This window comes from Marinilabilia salmonicolor (assembly GCF_003003035.1).
Lineage (GTDB): Bacteria > Bacteroidota > Bacteroidia > Bacteroidales > Marinilabiliaceae > Marinilabilia > Marinilabilia salmonicolor_A.
In genome coordinates, this window is sequence record NZ_PVTS01000012.1 from 24,995 (window position 1) to 47,538 (window position 22,544).

The 22,544-nt window shown below is 41.0% G+C and carries 13 protein-coding genes and 1 other RNA gene; 10 read left to right on the forward strand and 4 right to left on the reverse strand.

Translation table 11 applies throughout. The annotated features are described in order from the left end of the window. Positions 1 to 199: 199 nt before the first annotated feature. The 9 genes from BY457_RS12590 to BY457_RS12630 all read left to right on the forward strand — a co-directional run bounded on the left by BY457_RS12590 (position 200) and on the right by BY457_RS12630 (position 16,656). Positions 200 to 3,520 (forward strand): SusC/RagA family TonB-linked outer membrane protein, encoded by a 3,321-nt coding sequence (locus tag BY457_RS12590; protein WP_106153687.1) that lies wholly within the window; start codon positions 200 to 202, stop codon positions 3,518 to 3,520. 20 nt (positions 3,521 to 3,540) lie between these two features. Then, the gene (locus BY457_RS12595) at positions 3,541 to 5,415 is read left to right on the forward strand and encodes a RagB/SusD family nutrient uptake outer membrane protein (RefSeq protein ID WP_106153688.1); all 1,875 of its coding nucleotides are present in this window, start codon (positions 3,541 to 3,543) and stop codon (positions 5,413 to 5,415) included. A 142-nt stretch (positions 5,416 to 5,557) separates the two neighbouring features. Next, entirely contained in the window at positions 5,558 to 6,940 is a 1,383-nt protein-coding gene (locus BY457_RS12600; protein WP_106153689.1) for a BT_3987 domain-containing protein, read from the forward strand. Between the two features lie 104 nt (positions 6,941 to 7,044). Then, positions 7,045 to 9,930 carry a M60 family metallopeptidase gene (locus tag BY457_RS12605; protein WP_114436827.1) on the forward strand — a complete coding sequence of 962 codons (2,886 nt, stop codon included), beginning with the start codon at positions 7,045 to 7,047 and terminating at the stop codon, positions 9,928 to 9,930. A gap of 199 nt (positions 9,931 to 10,129) precedes the next feature. Continuing rightward, a complete protein-coding gene (locus BY457_RS12610; RefSeq protein WP_106153691.1) occupies positions 10,130 to 11,452 on the forward strand; it encodes a DUF3472 domain-containing protein in 1,323 nt (440 codons plus the stop codon). Between the two features lie 56 nt (positions 11,453 to 11,508). Further along, a complete protein-coding gene (locus tag BY457_RS12615) occupies positions 11,509 to 12,909 on the forward strand; it encodes a Gfo/Idh/MocA family protein (protein ID WP_258176720.1) in 1,401 nt (466 codons plus the stop codon). Positions 12,910 to 13,437: 528 nt separating this feature from the next. Further along, entirely contained in the window at positions 13,438 to 14,814 is a 1,377-nt protein-coding gene (locus BY457_RS12620; RefSeq protein ID WP_106153692.1) for a Gfo/Idh/MocA family protein, read from the forward strand. 70 nt (positions 14,815 to 14,884) lie between these two features. Then, the gene (locus BY457_RS12625; protein WP_106153693.1) at positions 14,885 to 15,973 is read left to right on the forward strand and encodes a phosphotransferase enzyme family protein; all 1,089 of its coding nucleotides are present in this window, start codon (positions 14,885 to 14,887) and stop codon (positions 15,971 to 15,973) included. A gap of 179 nt (positions 15,974 to 16,152) precedes the next feature. Next, positions 16,153 to 16,656 (forward strand): endonuclease/exonuclease/phosphatase family protein, encoded by a 504-nt coding sequence (locus BY457_RS12630; protein ID WP_106153694.1) that lies wholly within the window; start codon positions 16,153 to 16,155, stop codon positions 16,654 to 16,656. A 1,234-nt stretch (positions 16,657 to 17,890) separates the two neighbouring features. Here BY457_RS12630 and BY457_RS12645 read toward each other — a convergent pair. The 4 genes from BY457_RS12645 to BY457_RS12660 all read right to left on the reverse strand — a co-directional run bounded on the left by BY457_RS12645 (position 17,891) and on the right by BY457_RS12660 (position 20,454). Next, positions 17,891 to 18,127 (reverse strand): GIY-YIG nuclease family protein, encoded by a 237-nt coding sequence (locus BY457_RS12645; RefSeq protein ID WP_106153696.1) that lies wholly within the window; start codon positions 18,125 to 18,127, stop codon positions 17,891 to 17,893. Between the two features lie 194 nt (positions 18,128 to 18,321). Then, positions 18,322 to 18,722, reverse strand: a transfer-messenger RNA (tmRNA) gene (gene ssrA / locus BY457_RS12650). 68 nt (positions 18,723 to 18,790) lie between these two features. Beyond that, positions 18,791 to 19,438, reverse strand: a complete 648-nt coding sequence (gene rpe / locus BY457_RS12655; protein WP_106153697.1) for a ribulose-phosphate 3-epimerase — start codon at positions 19,436 to 19,438, stop codon at positions 18,791 to 18,793. Between the two features lie 146 nt (positions 19,439 to 19,584). Next, positions 19,585 to 20,454 (reverse strand): sigma-70 family RNA polymerase sigma factor, encoded by an 870-nt coding sequence (locus tag BY457_RS12660; RefSeq protein ID WP_106153698.1) that lies wholly within the window; start codon positions 20,452 to 20,454, stop codon positions 19,585 to 19,587. A gap of 300 nt (positions 20,455 to 20,754) precedes the next feature. On the opposite strand from BY457_RS12660, the gene rho reads away from it, so the two are divergent. Beyond that, positions 20,755 to 22,536, forward strand: coding sequence for a transcription termination factor Rho (gene rho / locus BY457_RS12665; RefSeq protein WP_181256473.1), 1,782 nt, complete (start codon positions 20,755 to 20,757; stop codon positions 22,534 to 22,536). Positions 22,537 to 22,544 lie beyond the last annotated feature (8 nt).

The window sequence follows — 22,544 nt, forward strand, 5'->3', positions numbered from 1 at the left end:
CCTGACGGCCTGAAACAGCGAGATGGGGCTTGGGCTTCCCCTAAAAAAAAAACGGTGTATGTTGCTGCATACACCGGAAAAATAAAATCTCCTTTAGGAGACATTTTTTAATTTGCTAATTAACAACAAAGTTATGGAGAAAAATCAATTTAACCCCTTATTTCTAACAAAAAAAAGACGGCTTAAGTCGTCGAAGGTTATGAGATTAATATTTTTGTTTTTAGTGGCTAATCTATTTGTGGTCAATGCATCACAGGGGTTTTCACAGCCGGCTAAGTTGACTGTTAATGAAAAAAACGCAACCCTGGGGGAAGTGTTTAAAATTATTAAAGACGTTTCCGATTATAATATCTTATACAAGTCTGGTGATTTGAATATTGATAAGGTAGTTAATGTTGACGTCAAGGACGTTTCTGTTGAAGAGTTACTTGCTGTGGTCCTTGCCGGGGAGAATGTAGAGTATATTATTCAAAATAATCAGATTATCATTAAAAGAATCTTACCGTCAATAAGATCGGATATTCAGGATGATATGTTTTCCGTTACAGGAAAGGTGATTGATAAAGAGGGATTACCCATTCCCGGAGTCAGTATTTCGGTAAAGGGAACCACCATAGGAACAATTACCAACAGTAATGGTAATTACTCGTTAAATGTGCCGGAGGAAGATGTGATTCTTGTTTTTTCATTCATTGGCATGCAGAGCCAGGAAATAGAAATTAATGGAAGATCCGAGATTAATGTTACAATGGAAGAAGATGCTGTTGGTTTGGAAGAGGTTGTAGTTGTTGGTTATGGTGCGCAGAAAAGGGAAAGCGTTGTTGGAGCTATCTCAACCATAGATCCACAGGGATTATCTGTTTCCAATGCTTCTGTTTCAACAGCTCTGGTGGGTAATCTTTCAGGTATTGTAGGGGTAACACGTTCAGGTGAGCCCGGAAAAAATAGTGCTGCCGAATTCTATATTCGGGGGATTTCCAGTTTTACAGGTAATAATAATCCTTTGGTTTTGGTTGATGGTATTGAGCGTGACCTGGATTTGGTGGATACTGAAGATATCAAGTCTTTTTCAATTCTAAAAGACGCATCAGCCTCAGCTGTTTATGGAGTGAGAGGTGCCAACGGGGTTATTCTTATTACCACTAAACGAGGAACAGAAGGAAAGCCTAAAATAGATCTTCGTGCAGAGTCTGGTATTACTTCGCCTACTGTGATGCCTGACCTGGTAAATTCAGCTCAATTTGCTTCAATGTATAATGAAGCAAGTGGTGCTAATTATTATTCGGAGGAGGATATTGAGAAGTACCGGAATGGAAGTGATCCTGATCTTTTTCCGAGTGTGGACTGGATTGATGAGTTGTATCGGGATTTTGCCAGTAACCAACGTGTCAATGTAAATGTTAGCGGAGGAAGTAATATTGCTAAATATTATGTATCAGGATCTTTTTATAATGAAAGCTCCATTTTTAAAGATGCCGGGGACAGGTATGATTATAATTCATCTATTAATTATAAGCGGTACAACTTTCGGGCAAATATGGATTTTTCATTGACTAAGACCACTAATCTTAATGTCAATCTTTCCAATATATATGAACAATCTTTTGGTCCAGGTCAATCTACGGGAGGTATATGGGGATATACGTTTGCCACATCTCCTAATGCTTTTCCTAAAGAATATTCTGACGGAACCATTTCTGCCCCCTCCACCTCTTCAGGATATAACCCATGGAACCTGCTTGTGCATTCCGGATACAGGGAACAATTCTGGAATTCTGCCCAGTCCCTTATTGGATTAAAGCAAGATCTTAAAGGTATTACCCCTGGACTTAATGCTGAAATTAAGTTTTCCTGGGATGCTTATACCTCTTCTCTTCAGGTAAGAAACAAAGAACCAAAACAATTTCATGCCACGGGAAGAGATGAGGACGGAAACCTGATTTTTGGTAACCCGATATATGAAGGAAGTGAAACTCTTGGATATGAGAGATCCAGTACAGGTAGCCGAACCACATACCTTGAAGGATCAATCAACTATAGCCGCTTGTTTAACGATGTACACCGGATTGGTGGATTGTTTCTTTACAATCATGAGATTTATAATAATACACATGCAGGCAATCAGGAAACTTCTCTTCCCTATAAACATCAGGGAATTGCAGCTCGCGTAACCTACGGGTATAATGATACTTATTTCGCTGAATTTAATATGGGGTACAACGGTTCCGAGAACTTTGCACCCGGGCATCGTTTTGGCTTTTTTCCTGCAGGGGCAGCCGGTTGGCTAATCTCTAATGAAAGTTGGTTTGCCGGTATAAAAAATACGATAAACAAACTAAAAGTTAAAGCTTCGTACGGAAAAGTAGGTAATGACAATATTGGTGGTGGACGACGTTGGATATATGAGCCAACCATCGTTGGTGGTAATAGCTGGAATTATGGTGAAACCGGAAATATAGGTGGGGGAAGTATCCGCATTGGCGATGTTGCCAACCCCAATGTCAGTTGGGAAGAAGTTGATAAAACCAATATCGGGATCGAGCTTGGATTGTTGAATGTTTTAGATCTTCAGGTAGATTATTTTTATGAGAAACGTTCAGGCATTTTTATTCGAAGAGCTGGTTTGCCTGCAATTGTTGGAGTATCGAATATTCCTTTTGTCAATATTGGTAAAGCGGAAAATAATGGTATTGATGCTTCACTAGAGTATCGTCAAGAGATTGGTGAAGTTATTCTGACAGGAAAAGGAACATTCACTTATACCAATAATAAATTGTTGGATAATGACGAACCCGACTGGGAATATAAATATCAAAACCAAATCGGGAAAAACATTGGACAACCATTTGGTTTGGTAGCACTTGGCTTATTCGAAAGCGAGGAGCAAATAGAAAACAGTCCGAAGCAAATGTTCGGGCAGTACAGGGTTGGAGATATCCAGTATCAGGATATTAATGGTGATGGCGTTGTTGACTCTTATGACAGGATTGCCATCGGGTATCCTTCCATACCTAAAGTTGTATATGGTATTGGTGGTAACCTTCAATGGAAATCAATCGATGTCAATGTGTTCTTTCAGGGAGTTGGGCAAACTTCATTCTTTGTAGGAGGCGCAGCAATGCATCCTTTCTCCAGTAACAATCTTGAGAGATCTTCTTTCCATGAAGAACTTTATTATGAATCATGGAAAACATCTAATACAGCTGAAGAAAACGAAAATGCCAAATATCCACGTCTTAGTATAGGTGGGGGACCGGGGAGTTCTAATAATTCCCAAAACTCTACATTCAATCAACGGGATGGTAGTTTTATCAGACTGAAAAATGTTGAAATTGGTTATACATTTCCCAAAAGAATCCTGGATAAAACGTTTTTGTCTTCAGGAAGAATCTATTTGAAAGGACATAACCTTTATACGTTTAGTTCTTTTGATTTATGGGATCCTGAAAAAGGTGGTGGCGATGGTTCAGGCTATCCGCCAAACCGGGTAATCTCACTTGGGTTTAGTACTAATTTTTAACACCTAAAACAATCTTGAATATGAAACTATTGATAAATAAAACGATAAGTGTTTTTTTAGGAGTTTTACTCTTAGGGTTACTTCCTGCATGTGAGGATTTCTTAGATCGTCAGGAAGATGAGGCTATGACCTTTGAGAAGATATGGAAAAACCGTTCCACTGTGCGGGAATATTGGAGAAACACTATGAGTTTTCTTCCTGACGATGCCAATGATTTTAATTTTTCTCCCTGGTTAGGAGCATCGGACGAAGGAACTGTTACTTACAATCGTGATTTTAGGTGGATTAACTTTGGCTCCTGGAATCCGACCTCTGTACCTTATGAGAGAATGCAACATTATTATAAAGGAATACGGGAGTGTAATGTGTTTTTAGCAAATGTTGACCGCACAAGTGATCCACTCGTTTCGGAAGAGGAGATTCAGGAATGGAAGGTTCAAACTCGCTTTGCAAGAGCTTATTACTACTTTTTGATGATGCGTAATTATGGTCCCGTTATTTTGGTTGGAGATGAGGAACTTGATTTTACAGCTACTACCGAACAGCTTGAAAGACCTCGCAATACCTGGGACGAATGTGTCAATTACGTTGTTAGCGAGATGGATGATCTGGCCGGTAAATTACCTGAAGAATGGCAATCAAGCAGTGATTATGGACTGGCAACCAGGGGAGCAGCATTGGCGGTCATTTCTCGTTTAAAATTGTATAGTGCAAGGCCTCTTTTTAATGGCAATGAATTGTATTCCGGGATAACCAATCCTGATGGGGCAAGACTTTTCCCTGCATTTAATGGAGAAAAATGGGCTGAAGCCGCTCATGCAGCTAAAGCTGTGATTGATTTGGGAACTTATGAACTGTATCGGGCAGGGAATGGAGATCCTTATGAAGACTGGATGGGGATAACAAATGAACATTGGAATAGTGAAATAATCTGGTCAACCGGTTATAAAAGTCGCTATATAATGGGGGTTCATACTGTTCCCACCGGAGTCCCAGGAACTGCTTATGGAGGTGTCGGTCCTACTCAGCAACAAGTTGATGCTTATGCAATGCAAAATGGAAGATACCCGATAACGGGTTATCAGGGTGATGGCACCCCCATTGTTGATAACACCTCCGGTTATCCTGCAAATGAGTTTTCCAAAGAACAATTTACGAATCCGGCATTTGATGCCGGTTACAATACCGCCTCGGATGATAGTGAGAATATGTGGCCTGTGCTTTTTAAAGACCGGGAACCCCGTTTTTACATGACCGTATTCTGGAGTGACAGCTATTGGAAGCATGGAGACAGGCATACATTGATTTCTTTTGCCAAAGGAGGTAATGGAAATAAGAGTCACGATTATCCTAAATCAGGATATATCCTTCACCGGTTCTATGATCATTCTCTGCCATCTCATTCCGGCCAATGGGGAAATATTGTTTTTCCAACGTTCCGACTTGGTGAGATATATCTGAACTTCATTGAAGCAGTTCTTGAATGTAAAAAGAATGGAATTGCAATTCCGACCGATTATGAGACGGAGGCAATGAACATTTGGGCTGATTTGCGCGATCGGGCAGGAATGTCTCCTATAACAGACGCATATGCAGGTGCATCTACTGAGCAACTAATAGATCTGGTTCGTAGAGAGCGTCGCGTAGAATTGGCTTTTGAAAACCACAGATACTTTGATACACGTACCTGGATGATTGCAGAAGAAACAGATGGAGGACCTATGTATGGTATGAATATCGATGCAGAGGCAGAATCGACTACCGATACTCCTGACTCTTTTTGGCAGCGAAATATTTTTGAAACACGGGTGTTTCAACCCAATCATTACTTGTATCCATTTTCGCAGCGCGAAATAGATAGAAATTCTGAACTGGTACAAAATTACGGTTGGTAATTATATTTTCAGATTAAGGTTTGGGTGAAAATAATTTACCCGATATGGTTCGTTTTTGAGATTAACCGTTTCCTTAATTAAAGATAAAATGATGGAAGTTTTTTGAACTTCCATCAGGCCAATAACCATAAAAAATATACTGATGAAAAATAAAATAAAGTTGTTCACTTTTTTTCTGATGGCAGGAGTAGCTTTTAATGCCTGTGAAGATTACAGAGATCAATTTCTGGACAAATACGACACCATAAATTATTTTAAAGATAGTGGTGAAATCCCAATTATTGCCTATAATGTTGGCGAAGATACTAAGTATCAGCTGACTGTCAATAAAGGCGGTTCAGAAATAGAGTCAGAAAGTTCGGTTCAGGTCACTACAATGACTGAACCGGTATTACAAATATATAACGAAGAGAATTATACTGATTATGTTCTTTTGCCCGACAATGCTTATCAATTTGATACGCAGGCGGTGACATTGACTGAAGAGTATCCCTGGCAGGAAATTGAAGTTGTCCTGAAACCAGATGTCATCATAGGACTTGATGAGATATCCGGAACATATGTATTGCCGTTGGAATTGATTAATTCAGAGGATTCTATTAACTCAGAAAAAAGATATTCTTTTTTGGCACCTAAAATTATGACACCCACCGTATTTTTTCCTGAGTCATTGGGAGAGGATGTTATTTTTATGGCAGAGGATGAACCGCAGATTTCCTTTTCATTTTCGGTCGCAATCCCCTCAGATCTGGATAATAAATGGGAGTTGGATTGTTCTTTGGAAATTGATGAAACTCTCGTTGAGCAATATAATCAGACTTATGGTGCGAACTATGCCCTGCTCCCATCAGATGCTTATACGATGGAAAATGTGGCCACCATTCTACCAGGCGAGCAAGAGGGAGAAGTAGAAGTTACCATTGACAGAACTTCTTTGCTTTTCGGAAATTATGTTTTGCCGTTGAAACTTGCCGGTTGTTCAAAACCTGAGTTTGAGATTGAAGAGGAAAGAGGTTCTTTTATGGTACCTGTGTCATATACACCTCCTGTACCTTCAGAGATTCCACTTAATGCAGACATGGTTTCATCAAATGCTGATGAGCCCTATGAAGGACCTATTGAAAATCTGGTGGATGGTGATACTCAAACTTATTTCCATTCGGTATGGAGCATCGATGTGTTCTCTCCCTACGGCCATTATATCGACATTGAACTTGAGGAAGAGATTAACATTATGCAGTTTGCATATGTTACCCGGCATAATAATGCCAATGGAGCTCCCAAACATATTATCGTTTACACCAGTAGCGACGGACAAAACTGGAATCAACTGACTGATATTACCAGAGGACTCCCTCAAGGGGCGGAGGAGTCATATACTTCACTTGTTTATTCCACTGAAGAGAATTTCAGGTACGTTCGCATCTCCGTTATGGAAAGTGCAGGAGGAATGATGAATGAACAGGAAAGTGCATTCTTTGCTTTATCTGAATTACAATTCTTTGGTGAATTGTTTGTAGAATAAGAGTTCTCAGTTAATCCGGCACAGGAATGGTTTTTCGTAGTTCCCGTGCCGGATTATTTTTCTCACCCCTCCCAAAAAATACCTCTAACTACAAACGTACCGATATGTTAAAATATTTTTGTTTTATTGTTTTGTTCCATGTTGCTATAATACTGGGATTAAACTCCTGCACCGATGAAAGTCAGACTGCAGATATTGATGTGTTGGAAATTGATATTGAAAACGCTCAGGTGGCATTTCCGGCTGAATCATCCTCCAGACTGATAAGTGTAACTACTGAAGCGAATGATCTATCATTTGAGAATACCGTGGATTGGTTAAATGTTAGCTATGATAATGTTCGCAAAGCTATTGCTGTTTCTGTTCTGGACAATGTATCGCTGCAATCCAGAACTGCAAGTTTAATTGTTGCCCATAAAAATTTAAAAGATACCATTGAGGTGGTTCAGTTTGGTGTAGAGCCGGAAATCATCCTCAGCAATAAGCAGATGAATGTCGATTTTAAGGCACAACGTATTGAGGTTCAGTTGCTGTCGAATGTGGATGTGGCCTCCGTTCCAAAGGCAGCATGGATAAATACAGCAGACGACCTTAAAAGTGTGAGTCTTGAACCTCTTGAATATTCTTTTTCTTTCGATGTGGATGCACTTGATAGTAAGTCAGATCGCAAAGGATATATTTATTTTAATCACCTTGAAGGTGAAATGCAGGACAGTATTGCTGTAGTTCAATCGCTGGTCACCGACGAAGGCTATAATCCTGTCGGAACTAACTCTTTTGAAAAAGATGAAAAGCTAAACATTATCTCTGCTACACTTACTCCTGCAGATAAATATCAACCAGGTGCTAATATTCAAAATTCAATAGATGGAGATTTAAGTTCTATTTATCATTCTCCCTGGGAGGGACTGCAGGATGACACCAATATCTCTTTTGAATTTACACTGAATCCTGAAGATGTTGCTATAGTCAATTACATAGTGCTTCATCCACGGGTAACCGGGATAAACGGTGTGATAAAAACTGCATCAATATGGGTTTCAACAAAGTCTAATGCTGATTATGTGAAAATGGCTGATGTGGAAGCTCCCAGAAACAATAATCCTTTGACTGTGTTTTTTGATTCTCCGGTGATAGAGCCTCAAAAAATTAAAGTTATCGTAAGTGATGCTTATTCCCAGGATGACAATTATTATGTTTCTCTGGCTGAATTTGAATGTTATGAAAGTAAGTCCCTCAGTTCGTTGGAAAATGATTTGGCTTTCTTTACTGATGAGACTTTTTCGGAACTGAAGCCGGGTTTTTCTATGCAGGATCTTTCAGCGATTTCTAATCCTTTTCTTCAGAATATAGCAGCCTACCTGCTCAGTGAGAAGTATGATGATGAGTATCGGATTCAAAAATATGAACCTTTTCAGGATGTATGGAATCTGGCAGAAGAGTTAAAAAATAGCCAGTATAGTCAATATGAAAATCCTACAGGTATGTATTTTGAAGAAGGAGAGGAAGCTATTGTTTTTGTGGGAGATCCGAAGGGGCGGAAAATAAACTTGAAAGTTAGAGACTTTGGCCCTGGAGGAGATGATTATACTTATGCTTTGCGAAAAGGCTTAAATATTCTTCTTATGAAGGGGCAGGGAAATGCTTATGTTAGTTACTATCCCTCAGACTATCAAGCTGCTGATCCTGTTAAAATCCATATTGCTTCCGGTCAGGTTAATGGCTATTTCGATATTTCCCGTCATACAAATGAGGACGGGAAAAAACTGCTTGATAATGCCGTAAGTGAAATATTGGATATTAAAGGTGAAAGAGTTCAGTTGGCTTACAGTGTTAATTCTCTCAGCAATTACAGTTATAGTCAATTGCATGATTTGACAATGATTTATGACAGTATTGTCAGTTCCCAGCAAACGATGATGGGACTGAGAAAATATGACAGATTACCCAAGAATCATATGTTTGGCCGTGTTATATGGGATGGTTATATGCATAAAGACAGCTGGGGGGCTGCATTTCATGACAATACAATGGAGACTGTGGCCAATCCCCAAAAACTAAAAAACAATAATTGGGGTGTAGCTCATGAATTTGGACATGTTAATCAAACTCACCCCGGATTCATGTGGGTGGGAACCACGGAAGTAACGAATAATATTTTCTCCTTGTGGAGTCAATTTTGCTTTACACCTCAAAATATGCGTCTTGAGCACGAAGTGGTGGGAGGAGAAAATGGGGGCCGGTTTAATGCTTATTTTCAAAACGCATTCATAAAAAATCAGGAGTGGGGCTTACAAGCCGGGCCTGATGCCACTTATGGGGCAAATGGTGATGGCATTTGGAGCGGAGATGTGTTTGTGGCCCTTGCGCCCATGTGGCAGTTGCAGCTGTTCTTCCATGTAGCTGGTGAAGGAAACGAATGGCATCGACCTTATTTTTATGCCGACGTCTTTGAAGCTGTAAGGAACACAGATGAAAGCAGTCTTTCTCAAGGACAACTTCAAATGAATTTTGTAAAGAATGTTTGCGATGCCGTTCAATACGATCTCACTGACTTCTTTACCAGTATTGGAATGTTGAAGGAGGTAGATAAAGTTTTTAATGATTATACCAGTGCAAGAAAAACCATTACTCGCTCCATGATCGACGAAACGATAAATTACATTAGTCGTTATCCAAAACCTGAACTTAATAGTACGCTGAAATACATTTCTGTCAACAGTTACAAAACCTATCAAAAAAAGTTGTCCGTCTCCGGTAGTTATAAAACCGGTGTTCAGGTTTTAGAAGACCAACTTAAGATTGATGGTTCTGATTGGAAAAATGTGGTGGCGTATGAAACCTATTCTGGAGAAAAGCTGATTGATATTACTATGGTTGGAACCGGAGATTCTGATAATTCCTTTACCAGAGTATCTTATCCAGGAGAGGCCACGAGGGTGGAAGCTGTTGGTTTTGATGGAACCCGAATCCTTGTTTTTGGTGATTAAATTTCTGAAATGATTGAATAATATTTCCGGAGTTTTCCAGATGTATTTTATGTCCTGACTCAGCATGATTGTTTATTAACATGGTTCAAAAACTCCTTTACAGATGTATTTTAAGTTGAAAAACATTTGTTAAAGCAGTAAGCTGGACGCATGGTTACTTTAATGATTTGTCAATTAACAGTATAGCGTTTTGAAGAATATGCAAACTAGATTTAAGTTACGATTTATAGGGTTGAGCATTCTTACATTGTTGGTTTCCTCCAGTCAATGTTCAAGTGAGAAATCTTTTTCCGGGAATACGGACGTAAACCTGGAAGGTGGCGTTGCCATTCCAACAGCCGGCAACAGTTGGTTTATTAATCAGCCATTTAAAAACCATCAGTATATAACAGACAATGGGATTGAACACTGGTCCGGGCATGGTGATACGATTCGAACTTACTTTCGTGTCGGGTCGGCAAATTCATTGTCATTGGGAATACGTGCCAGAGCCAGGGGGGAGGCCTCGTCTGTTGCGGTTGAAGTCTGCGGTCAGGCTACCGAAATAAAGGTGACCAGTGCGGAGTTTACTGATCTTCCTGTTGGGGAATTTAAACTTAACGATGCCGGTTATCAGGAGGTGGATATTATTTCATCTCCGGGCAACCAAAATGCTGAACTGGATATTAGTCATATTATAGTTGCGGGCGATTTTAAGGAATTAGACTATGTTAAAGATGATTTTTACTGGGGACGTCGTGGCCCTTCAGTCCATCTGAGATACAATATTCCAAAGGAAGCTTCCCCGATTCGCTATTTCTATAATGAGATTACTGTTCCCGAAGGAGAGGATGTTCAAGGTTCCTATTTTATGGCCAACGGTTTTGGCCAGGGCTATATGGGAATACAGGTAAATTCGGAAGTCGAACGTCGTATTCTGTTTTCCGTATGGAGTCCTTTCCATACTGACAACCCGGATGAGATACCGGAGCACATGCGCATAAAACTTTTGAAAAAAGGAGATGATGTGCATGCCGGGAAATTTGGCAATGAAGGGTCTGGGGGACAGAGTTATAAAAAATTTATGTGGAAAGCCGGTGTTACCTATGGTTTTTTATTGAAAGGTGAGCCCACAGAAAGCAATTCGACGCGATTCACAGCCTGGTTTTTTGATCCTGAATCAAACCAGTGGTCATTGATTGCCAGCTTTGAAAGGCCCGAAACCAATACTTATCTTACCGGATTACACTCATTTTTAGAAAACTTTAGGACAGAAACTGGTTTCATAAGTCGAAAGGCTTATTATTCAAATCAATGGGTGTTTGACATCGGAGAAAATTGGCATCGACTTACCGGAGCGGTCTTTACTGCTGATGCCACAGCCCGGAAGAAAGCCCGTCTGGATTATGCCGGTGGTGCCGAAGGAGGAAAGTTCTTTATGAAAAATTGTGGTTTCTTTAATTCCGGAGTGGAAATAGATTCAGAATTTTTTCGTGAACCAGTCGGGAAAAGGCCGCAGATAAACTTTGAGGAATTGCCATAAATTCAGCAGGTTAGAATAAGTATTTAATGTTTAATTTTTATCATAAAACAGAAAGAATGAAAGCTTACAGGATGATCAGATTAGTGGCAATGGCGGTTGTTGTATCTGCCGTAGCAGCATGCCAACCGACGGGAGGAGAACAGCAATCCACCACATTTACGCCAAAGGAAGTTTTTACAACACCTGAACGGCCTGCCGGTCAGACAGACGTACTGGAACTTCGTGCCGAACCTATTGATACTGTTCGAATGGCCATTATTGGGCTGGGAATGCGGGGCTCGGGTGCTGTTTACCGATACACCAATATTGAAGGCGCTAAAGTGGTGGCTATTGCCGATGTGGTGCCGGAAAAAGTTAAGAGAGCCAACGAGACCCTTGTTAAAAACGGCAGGCCCGCAGCTGATGAATATACTTCGGAGGAGGGTTGGAAAGAGATTTGTGAACGCGATGACATCGACCTGGTTTATGTCACCACCAACTGGAGTCTGCACACCCCAATAGCTGTTTACGCAATGGAACATGGTAAGCACGTTGCTACCGAAGTTCCGGCGGCCCTTACCATTGATGAATGCTGGAAACTTGTGAATACGGCTGAACGCACCCGTCGTCATTGTATGATGCTGGAAAATTGCAACTACGACTTCTTTGAAATGGCAACCCTCAACATGGCTCAGCAGGGGCTTCTTGGTGAAATTGTCCATGCCGAAGGGGCTTATATTCATGATTTGCGCTCCCTTAACTTCAACGAAAATGGTTATTGGAATATGTGGCGTTTGGAACATTTTAAGGAAAGAGATGCCAATCTTCATCCTACACATGGTTTTGGTCCCATCGCACATGCAATGAATCTGCATCGCGGTGACAAGATGAACTACCTGGTATCGGTATCGAGCAATCAGTTTGGGATGACAAAATATGCGAAAGATAAGTTTGGTGAAGATTCGGAATATGCCAAACAGAAGTATATCAAAGGCGACATGAATACCTCAATCATCAAAACAGCTAAAGGCAAAACCATCATGTTGCAGCACGATGTGACCAGTCCGCGTCCATACAGTCGCATTCATATGCTCAGTGGAACCAAAGGTTTTGTGTTGAAGTATCCACAGCGTGGTATCGCTTTGGAGCCCAATGCTCACAGTTTTCTTTCAGACGAAGAAATGGAAGAGATGCTGGCTGAATATGAACATCCTATTACTAAAGAAGTGGGTGAGAAAGCACGCGAGGTTGGTGGTCACGGTGGCATGGACTTTATTATGGATTACCGGCTGATTTATTGCCTTCGCAACGGCTTACCACTTGATCAGGATGTTTACGATGCGGCCGAATGGTCCAGCATTGTGCATCTCTCCGAAGAATCTGTGAAAAACAACGGAATGCCCGTGCAGGTTCCTGATTTTACCAGAGGAGCGTGGGATAAGCTGGATAAGGTGACTTATTATACTGAAGGTGAATAATGGGAATGTTTTTTTGGGGCGAATAGAAAATACCGATCATTAATTTTTTTATTATCGCGGGAGTTGTCTAAAAAGTACAAATCATCAAAAAAGTGTCATGTTGAGTTTAGACGAAACATCTGTTTTTCAAACGAACAGATTTTTCGACAAGCTACCAATGACAGGATTTTGCAATAATCTGAAAGTTAAGGTTGTAATTATTGGCTCCCATTCGGGGACCTGATCCCATTAGTTCAGCTTTACCCCGGGTTATCGACCCGGGGTAATTCAAATTTGCCCCATTCAGGGACAAGCCAATTCTGTCATTTACACATTATTCCTCAAACTTTTTTTGGGGTAGTCATTCAGAATGACATCAATATTGGACTTTTTGGACAGCCTCTGTTTCAAAACAAATTAACTTCTACACAACCCTCAGCCCCAAAAGTAGAACTACAAAACCAGAAAAATAGCCCAACTTTTATTTGAAGACTGGTTTTTTCGGAAAGTGAAATAGCACAAAGTTGCGGAAAAGCGTATAGACAGAGAATGGCCCACATAAGGATGAATGTTGAGAGAACAGCAGAAAATACAAGACATGTATTGGAGATGAGGTGTGAACCACTGAAAAAGGTAAGAATTGGTTTTATCGGCCTGGGGATGCGGGTCCCCAGAGCTATTCGGCGTTTTTTCTTTATTGATGGAGCCGAAATTGGAGCTCTTTGTGATGTGGTGCCTGAGAATCTGGAGAACATCCGGATAATTTTAAAAAACAACAATCACCCCCCAGTGCCTGAATATTCAGGCGAAGAAGACTGGAGGAAGGTTTGTGAAAGGGATGATCTGGATCTCATATATATTTCAACTCATTACGATCTGCATACACCTATTGCCGTCTATGCCATGCAATGTGGAAAGCATGTTGCGGTAGAAGTGCCGGCTGCCACCACTGTCGATGAATCGTGGTTACTGGTGGAAACCGCCGAGCAAACCCGCCGACATTGCGTTCAGCTTGAGAATTGCATCTATGGACGATTTGAATTGGCTACATTCAACATGGCTCAAAACGGATTGCTGGGAGAACTGGTACATGGTGAAGGGGCATATATTCATGATTTGCGCCATTTGCTTTTCAATACAGAGAATGGCTACTGGAATATGTGGCGGCTCAAGTACCATGAAAAATACAACGGTAATTTATATCCAACCCATGGTTTGGGGCCTGTGTGTCACAGCATGAATATACATCGGGGCGATCGCCTGGATTATATGGTTTCCATGTCGTCGGGCCAATTTGGCCTTACCGATTATGCGCAAAGAAATTTTGGTTCAGACTCTGATTTTGCCAATCGAAAATATGCCAATGGTGACATCAATACCTCCCTTATTCATACAGCTAATGGCAAAACCATTATGCTTCAACACAATATAGTAAGTCCCAGACCCTACAGTCGAATCCACATGCTATCCGGAACAAGAGGGATGGTACAGCAATGGCCCGAACCCGGAATCACCCTGGATAAAAACGGTTCCGACTTTCTGTCAAAGGAAACAATGGCTTTATTGCTCAAAGAATATGAACATCCTCTGATAAAAGAGTGGGCCCCCGTGATTGAGGAAAATGCGGAAAATGATGCCATTACCAAAAATGGCGGAATGGATTATCTGATGGACCAGAGACTTATCTATTGCCTTCAAAACGGGTTGCCACCCGATACGGATGTCTATGATGCTGCCGAATGGTCGGCCATTATGGAATTATCGGCCCGTTCAGCCAATAACAGAAGTAAATCTGTGGATATCCCTGATTTTACACGGGGTGCCTGGCAATACCTGAATCAGGTTCACTATTATCGGAGCAAAGCGAAGCAATCTCCTTTCAAAAAACAAGTTTCTCCGGACACTAGTGACTTTTTATATAAATAACAGAAGTGGAGAGGAGTAATAAACAAATAATACCTCCCCGTATTTTTTTACTTTACCAAACAATAATTTTATGACACCAGAACAAATATCCAACCAGTTTTCTATAGATGGTACGGTTGCAACCATCAAGCCATTTGGCAACGGTCTTATCAATACAACATACAAAGTCAGGACAAGTGAGAATGATTCACCCAACTATCTGTTGCAAATTGTTAATCATCATATTTTCAAGAATGTCCCTGAACTGACCCGCAATATAGAGCGGGTTACCAGTCACATTCGGGAAAAACTTGAAGCGCAGGGTGCCCATGATATTGACCGACGCGTTTTAACCCCTGTTAAGACCAATAATGGAGAGGGGTTTTATAAAGATGATGGGGGCAATTACTGGCGTATGTTTCTTTTTATTGAAGGAGCGCATTCTTACGACCAACTTACCAATATTAAACAGGCTGAGGCGGGAGGTAGAGCCTTTGGGCAATTTCAAAAGCTGGTTTCCGATTTGCCCGGAGAACCACTTTACCCGGTGATTCCCGGATTTCATGACACCGAGATGCGCATAAAAAATTTTAACGAGCGTGTGAATGAAAATCCGGTTGGAAGATTGGAGGAAGTTCAACAAGACGTGAATTTCTTACTTGAACGGTCAGACGAATACAAGAAAATAATTCAGATGGGACGGGAAGGGAAGATTCCACAACGCATTGTTCATCAGGATACAAAATTTAATAATGTGCTGCTGGATGAGAATGATGAGGTTCTTTGTGTGATTGACCTGGATACAGTAATGCCCGGTTATGTTTGTTATGACATTGGTGATGCCATTCGTAATGGTGCCAATACGGGCAAGGAGGATGATCCCAACCTGGACAATGTGGGGATTAATATGGAGCTATTTGAAGGTTTTATTAAAGGTTTTCTTCAGGAGACAAACGGTATATTGACCAGGGAAGAAAAAGAAACTCTCGCTTTTGGTGCAAAATTGCTTACTTATGAACAGGCGGTCCGGTTTATGGATGATTTCCTGGATGGTGATAAATATTATAAGACTGACAGCGTTAAGCACAATCTGATCAGAGCAAGGGCTCAAATTAAACTGCTCAAAAGTATGGAAGAGAATTTTGATCGTATGGAGGAAATCGTGAGTCGTTATGTTTAGTTAATAACAAACAGCTTTGTCTGATTGCATTTGAAAATTGGTCAACGTTTTTTTGACGGTTACTTGGTTTTAATTCGTTTATGATTTTGTAGTTGTCCGATAGAGAGATCAATAAAGGTAAATTTAAAACCGGGCTGCTGGCGTTTTCAGCAGCCCTTGAATAAACAAATTTTATACGGATGAGAATAAATTACTTGTTCATTAGTGTTTTACTGTTGTTAATTTTTTCTTCCGGCTTTGGAATAGCAACTTCGGATTCATCGGTTCATGAAATATTAAAAACCAGAAAAGAAGAGAAGGATCATGCATCTGGAAAGGATTCCGGGGCAGTTCGAATATTGGCATACAACGTTCATCACTGCAGTGGGATGGATGAAGAAATTAATTATGAGAGAATCGCACGTGTTATTTCTGAGTTGGATGCTGATTTTGTCTGTCTTCAGGAACTTGATAGCGTTACGCAAAGGAGTGTAGGTGTTAATCAGATTGAAGAATTGGCAAATATAACCGAAATGCATGCCTCTTTTGGAGGAGCCATCAATTTTCAGGGAGGTGCGTACGGGGTTGGAATACTATCCGGAGAGGAAGCCCTTCAAACAGCAAATTATCCTTTGCCTGGAAATGAGGCTCGTACTTTTCTGGTTGCCGAATTTTCAAGTTTCGTGGTGATCCCGGATTTATGAGAAACTTCTTTTTGTGTTAATCCCATACGTTTTCGGTAGTCCCTATATCGCCGGCCGACCTCACTGATTAATTCAGCTCCCGATTTTTCGTATATATTGTCTTGCATTTTAATGTAGTTATATCTACAATTTCAGTGAATTTGTTGGTGAAAGTAAAGATATAGCTATAATTTTAAACGATAAATGCAATTAAAATAATATTGGTGCTTTTTTATCGGATCATTTGTATTATCGAATTTATTCCCAAAACCATGTAAATCAGGTTGGGGGCTTAATCCTGATATTCGTGTTTTTTATGGCAAAATATTTTTATGGCTTTCTGAATGTTGCTTCCAATAGGCGTTGCAAAAGTTTATAAGTTTTTTTAGCTTCCTGCGCGCTACCCCCTGACCCCCTTTAAGGGGAAACCTACGCGCGTATGCTATTGATATTGAAATATTCGAAATTATTGAGTTCATTAAAGCTGCGGGTTGGCGGTTCTCCCTTTCAGGGGAGAAAGAGGGGTATGCGGTGGTGGATATTAACAAGACTCTCATTAAAAAAAATATTTGGTTCTGGCTTGTTCAGGTTAGATGAAACCTGCAGGATTTTGCCGCTTTTTTTTTACCGAACCCGACCTTTCCGGAGGTTTCTTCTCCTTTCTGCATGATTTCTCTTCCTTTCGTGAGGTTTTCCTCATCTTTTCTTTGCCTTTCCGGTAACTAATCATGCTTTCTCCCGCTAAAAATGCCTTTTGAAGGATAATGTAGCCTTTGAAAATACCAAGATTTTTTTAAATTTTAGGTTGTAATCCTTTTTCTTGGATAAAGTATAAACTTTTATTTTTTTTGAGGTTTGGGGGTTTTGGTAGAGGAAAATTAAAAATTACTTTTCTGATCTATATTTCTATACTTCCACTCCGCAAGAATTACTGCCAGTCGGTTGAGTTAGTTCTGGAGTTTTTGCCTGGCCAGAAGGTATTGATCCCTCAAAGCGCAGAAACGATGGTTGTGATGGCCTTCGGTGAGGTGATCAAGTTTATGGATCACAAAGCATTAGATGCTGTGAGTTGGTTTTTTGTCAGCTCTTGGTTTGGACAGATGCGTTTTTGGTTCGTATTGTATGGCCTATTTGGGTTTCTTTCTTTTTTTGCCCCCAATAAAGTTTAATCCATTGTTTGTTTGTATTAATGGGAGGATTAAACATGGGAAACAAATTGCAAAGTGTTTTGAGGTAATATTGAAAGAGGAAAGAATTAAACCAATCTCTTATTTCTAAAAGCAATTCCGGAGCCTGATTTTAAATACTTTTCAAAATTAAAAGCCTTGTATTTATCCGGAAACGCTAAATATGAGATAAGCATTACAGGAAGTCTGTTGCTTGTATAGTGGACCTGACCTGCATTATGTTTTTTTAATCTTTCCACAATGTTTTGGCTACATCCTGTATAGTAAGAATGATCGACACATTTCAGAATATAAATGTAATGCATTGGTGTATGCCGTTGGGTTTCTCCTGCGCTAAAGCTCCGGAGGATACGGTTTTGCCAGGCTAAAGCTTCGGAATTGTGTTTCTTAGTGGACTGCGTCCACCGTAGCTCTCCGTGTTTTTTTAATCAATGTAACAAATATATAAGTATGCTCTTTATTGAGCGAAGCTCTCCTACGCTAAAGCTTCGGAGAGCGAAGGTGGAGCTGCGGGGAATCGAACCCCGGTCCAGACAAGGAAGCCATAAGCTTTCTACATGCTTAGTCGCTTCTTGATTGTCGGGAAAGGCGAGGGTAGCGACACCCGAACCAATCCTTATCTCCTAAATTTCGCCTCAGGCACGGAGCGGGCCTCAGGCTAGTTTCGGTTTATCTGCACCTTCTGATCGGATAGCCCCGAAACGACGGCATCCGGAAGATGTCTCGTCCCGGTCCCTGGGACCGGGATTAAGCATAACCTACTGTTATTCGGTTACGCAGCAAGAGCGTAATTGTTTTCGCCAGTTAAAAAGTTTGAGCCCTGGGATTTACGAGCCAGCTTCACAACGCTCGGCATGCTTACTTACCACTTTACCTCACTGTCAATTCCATGTCAGCCCCTTTGGTATTGGTAGTAAATTCAGAACTGCAAAGATAGTGCCTTTTTGTGATTTCCCAAGTGAAATACATTACTTCTTCAATTCAGAAATCGTCTGGACCGGGTCATCCGATTTAAAGATAAAACTTCCCGATACCAATACATCTGCTCCTGCCTCGTAAAGCTGTGCCGAATTGTCAGTGGATACACCTCCATCTACTTCAATGAGTGCTTTACTGTTCTTTTTGTTGATGAGGTTTCTGAGTTGCTCCACCCGATGAAAGGTGTGCTCGATGAATTTTTGGCCTCCGAATCCCGGGTTTACCGACATAATCAGGACCAGATCCACCATTTCAATGATGTCTTCAAGTAAAGCCACCGGTGTGTGGGGATTGATTGTCACACCTGCTTTCATTCCGGCATTATGTATCTCCTGCACGGTGCGGTGCAGATGAGGACTCGCTTCATAGTGCACATTGAGCAAATCAGCCCCGGCATCCCGAAATGCAGTAATGTATTTTTCCGGCTGCACAATCATCAGGTGGACATCCAGCGGCTTTTGAGCGTGTTTTTTAACTGCTTCCACAACAGGAATGCCAAATGAGATATTTGGCACAAACACACCATCCATGATATCGAGGTGAAACCAGTCTGCTTCACTTTGATTGACAATTTCAATGTCTTTGGAGAGATTGGAAAAATCTGCCGCAAGCAGAGATGGGGCAACCATTTTTTTCATTATCCAGCTTGTTTGATGTGTTTGTAAAAAGTAAAAGACGTACAAAGGTACGCCTTAACAAGTATATTTTTATATGATTCTTCAGGTTTCGCAGGGAATTGTTGTTTTTAAAACAACCCAAAACTCCAAACTCCGAACTCCCAAAATCAGTCATCATTAATGAAATTCTTCAAAATGCGACTTCTGTAGGTGTGCTTAAGCCGCTTGATGGCTTTCTCCTTGATTTGCCGAACTCTTTCTCTGGTGAGATTAAAAAGTTTTCCGATCTCTTCGAGAGAGTAGGGTGGTTCTCCATTCAACCCGTAATAAAGTTTGATGATGTCTGCCTCGCGCGAAGATAAAGTTGAGAGAGACCTTTCAATCTCTTTTTTCAGTGAATTATCCAGCAATTCTGCATCCGGACTCACCGAGTCGGAGGCAAGCAACACATCGTATAGTGTGTTTTCCTCGTCTGGCTTGAGCGGAGCATCCATGGAAATGTGACGATTTGAGACTTTCAGGGCTTCTTTTACATCTTTTGGAGCCATCTCCAGAATATCTCCAATCTCTTCGGGAGTGGGCTCTCTCTGAAACTCCTGTTCCAGCCGGGCAAAGGTATTGTTGACTTTGTTGACACTTCCGATTTTGTTAAGTGGCAAACGAACAATACGTGCCTGTTCGGCCAATGCCTGAAGAATGGATTGACGAATCCACCAAACCGCATAAGAGATGAATTTGAATCCGCGGGTTTCATCAAATCGCTGGGCGGCTTTGATTAATCCAAGATTCCCTTCATTGATGAGATCCGGAAGACTCAGTCCCTGATTTTGATATTGCTTGGCAACGGAGACTACAAAGCGTAGATTGGCATTGATCAGTTCTCCAAGTGCTTTTTCGTCTCCCTGTCGAATTTTTTTAGCCAAAGCGACTTCTTCTTCGGCGGTTATCAATTGAACTTTCCCTATTTCATGAAGGTACTTGTCAAGCGAAGGGGATTCCCGGTTGGTAACTTGTTTGGTTATTTTCAGTTGTCTCATAAAACCTGGTTCACTGTTTAGGGATTGTAATATTAACAAAAATCTTTATTGGGTGTTTAGTTACAGGCCATTTTTTGATTAATTTATTAAAAAAAGAACATTTGCACATTTTAAATTAAAAATGTATGTTTGCAAAATAATAAGCCATCCCGGACAACCATTCGTTCGTTGCTTCCGGTTTTTACTTTAAGAAATTAATCCACTCTTTATCTTTGTGTTGCAGTTTTAAAATTATCTGGGAAACAAAGTTCGAATTATAAAAAAGAATCCAAATTACATATTAAAGTTATAAGTATATATATGCTTGATATCCTCGAATTAAACAACAAGAAACTTGTTGAGTTACGTCAAATAGCCAAAGATCTTGGTATTAGACGTGTAGAATCGTTTAAAAAACAGGATTTGATCTACAGAATCCTTGATGAACAGGCTATTCAGGAGTCTGAAAGAAAAAAGAAACCTGAAAGTTCTAAAAAAAATGACGAGGCTGCTAAGAATGAGAAGCGTCCCAGACGCGGACGTCCGCCTAAAAAAGTAGCTGAAGGTCATAATGCTGATCAAAAACAGCCAGAAGCCAAAAGAGAAGAACCCAAAAGGGAGCAGCCTAAAAAAGATGAGGTTAAAAAGGTGCCTCAGCAACCCCGGAATGAAAAATCCGAAGAATCAAAGGAAAAACAACATCCGGCTGCTCAAAAAGAGAAAGCACAGCAGGGCGGTTTTACTGATAAGAAAAATGAGGTAACCAAGGGTGCTGAGCAGGAAAAGGGTGACCAGGGTAAGCAGAATGCTGCTCCTGCGCAGAATCAGCAACCCAGGAATGACCAATCACGTCCCGAGCAGCAGCAACCCCGAAAACAGCAGGGTAAATGGCAGCAAAGAGACAAACAGCCGCATGCACATCCGCGCAAACATCAGGATAAGCAAAATCAACAGGAGAATTTTAATGACAAGGCTTTCGAATTTGAAGGAATTGTTTCTGCTTCCGGTGTTCTGGAGATTATGCCTGATGGTTACGGTTTTTTGAGATCATCAGATTATAACTATTTCAACTCTCCCGATGATATTTATGTCTCTCAGTCGCAGATTAAATTATTTGGACTGAAAACCGGTGATACAGTTGAGGGAAGTATTCGTCCGCCCAAGGAGGGTGAAAAGTATTTCCCCCTGATTAAGGTGGAAGCCATTAATGGGCGTACGCCTGATTATGTGCGTGACAGAGTTCCGTTTGATCACCTGGTACCGGTGTTTCCCGATCAAAAATTTAATCTTACCGAAGGACCTTTCAAGAGTTTATCAAGTCGTGTGGTTGATATGTTTGCTCCTATTGGTAAAGGGCAGCGTGGTTTGATTGTGGCTCAGCCCAAAACAGGTAAAACTGTTTTGCTGAAAGATGTGGCCAATGCAATTGCTTCCAACCATCCTGAGGTTTACATGATGATTCTGCTTATCGATGAACGTCCTGAGGAAGTTACTGACATGGCCCGGAGTGTGAAAGCTGAAGTGATTTCATCAACCTTTGATGAGCCTGCAGATCGTCATGTAAAAGTGGCCAATATTGTGCTTGAGAAGGCCAAGCGTTTGGTGGAGTGCGGGCATGATGTGGTTATCCTTTTGGATTCGATTACCCGCCTGGCACGTGCATATAATACTGTTTCACCGGCATCCGGGAAGGTTCTTTCAGGTGGTGTGGATGCCAATGCATTGCATCGTCCCAAGCGTTTCTTTGGCGCGGCCCGTAATATTGAGGGTGGTGGTTCTCTGACCATTCTTGCAACCGCACTTACCGATACAGGCTCTAAGATGGATGATGTAATCTTTGAGGAGTTTAAAGGTACCGGTAACATGGAGCTTCAACTCGATCGTCGTCTCTCCAATAAGCGTATTTATCCTTCTGTGGATATCAATGCCTCCAGTACACGTCGAGAAGAGTTGCTGATGGATAAGGAATCCATGAATCGTATTTGGATTTTACGCAACTATCTGGCCGACATGAATCCTATAGAGGCTATGGAATTCCTGAAAGATCGCATGCAGAAAACCAAATCAAACGAGGAGTTTTTAGTGTCCATGAATGATGGTTAGAAATTAGT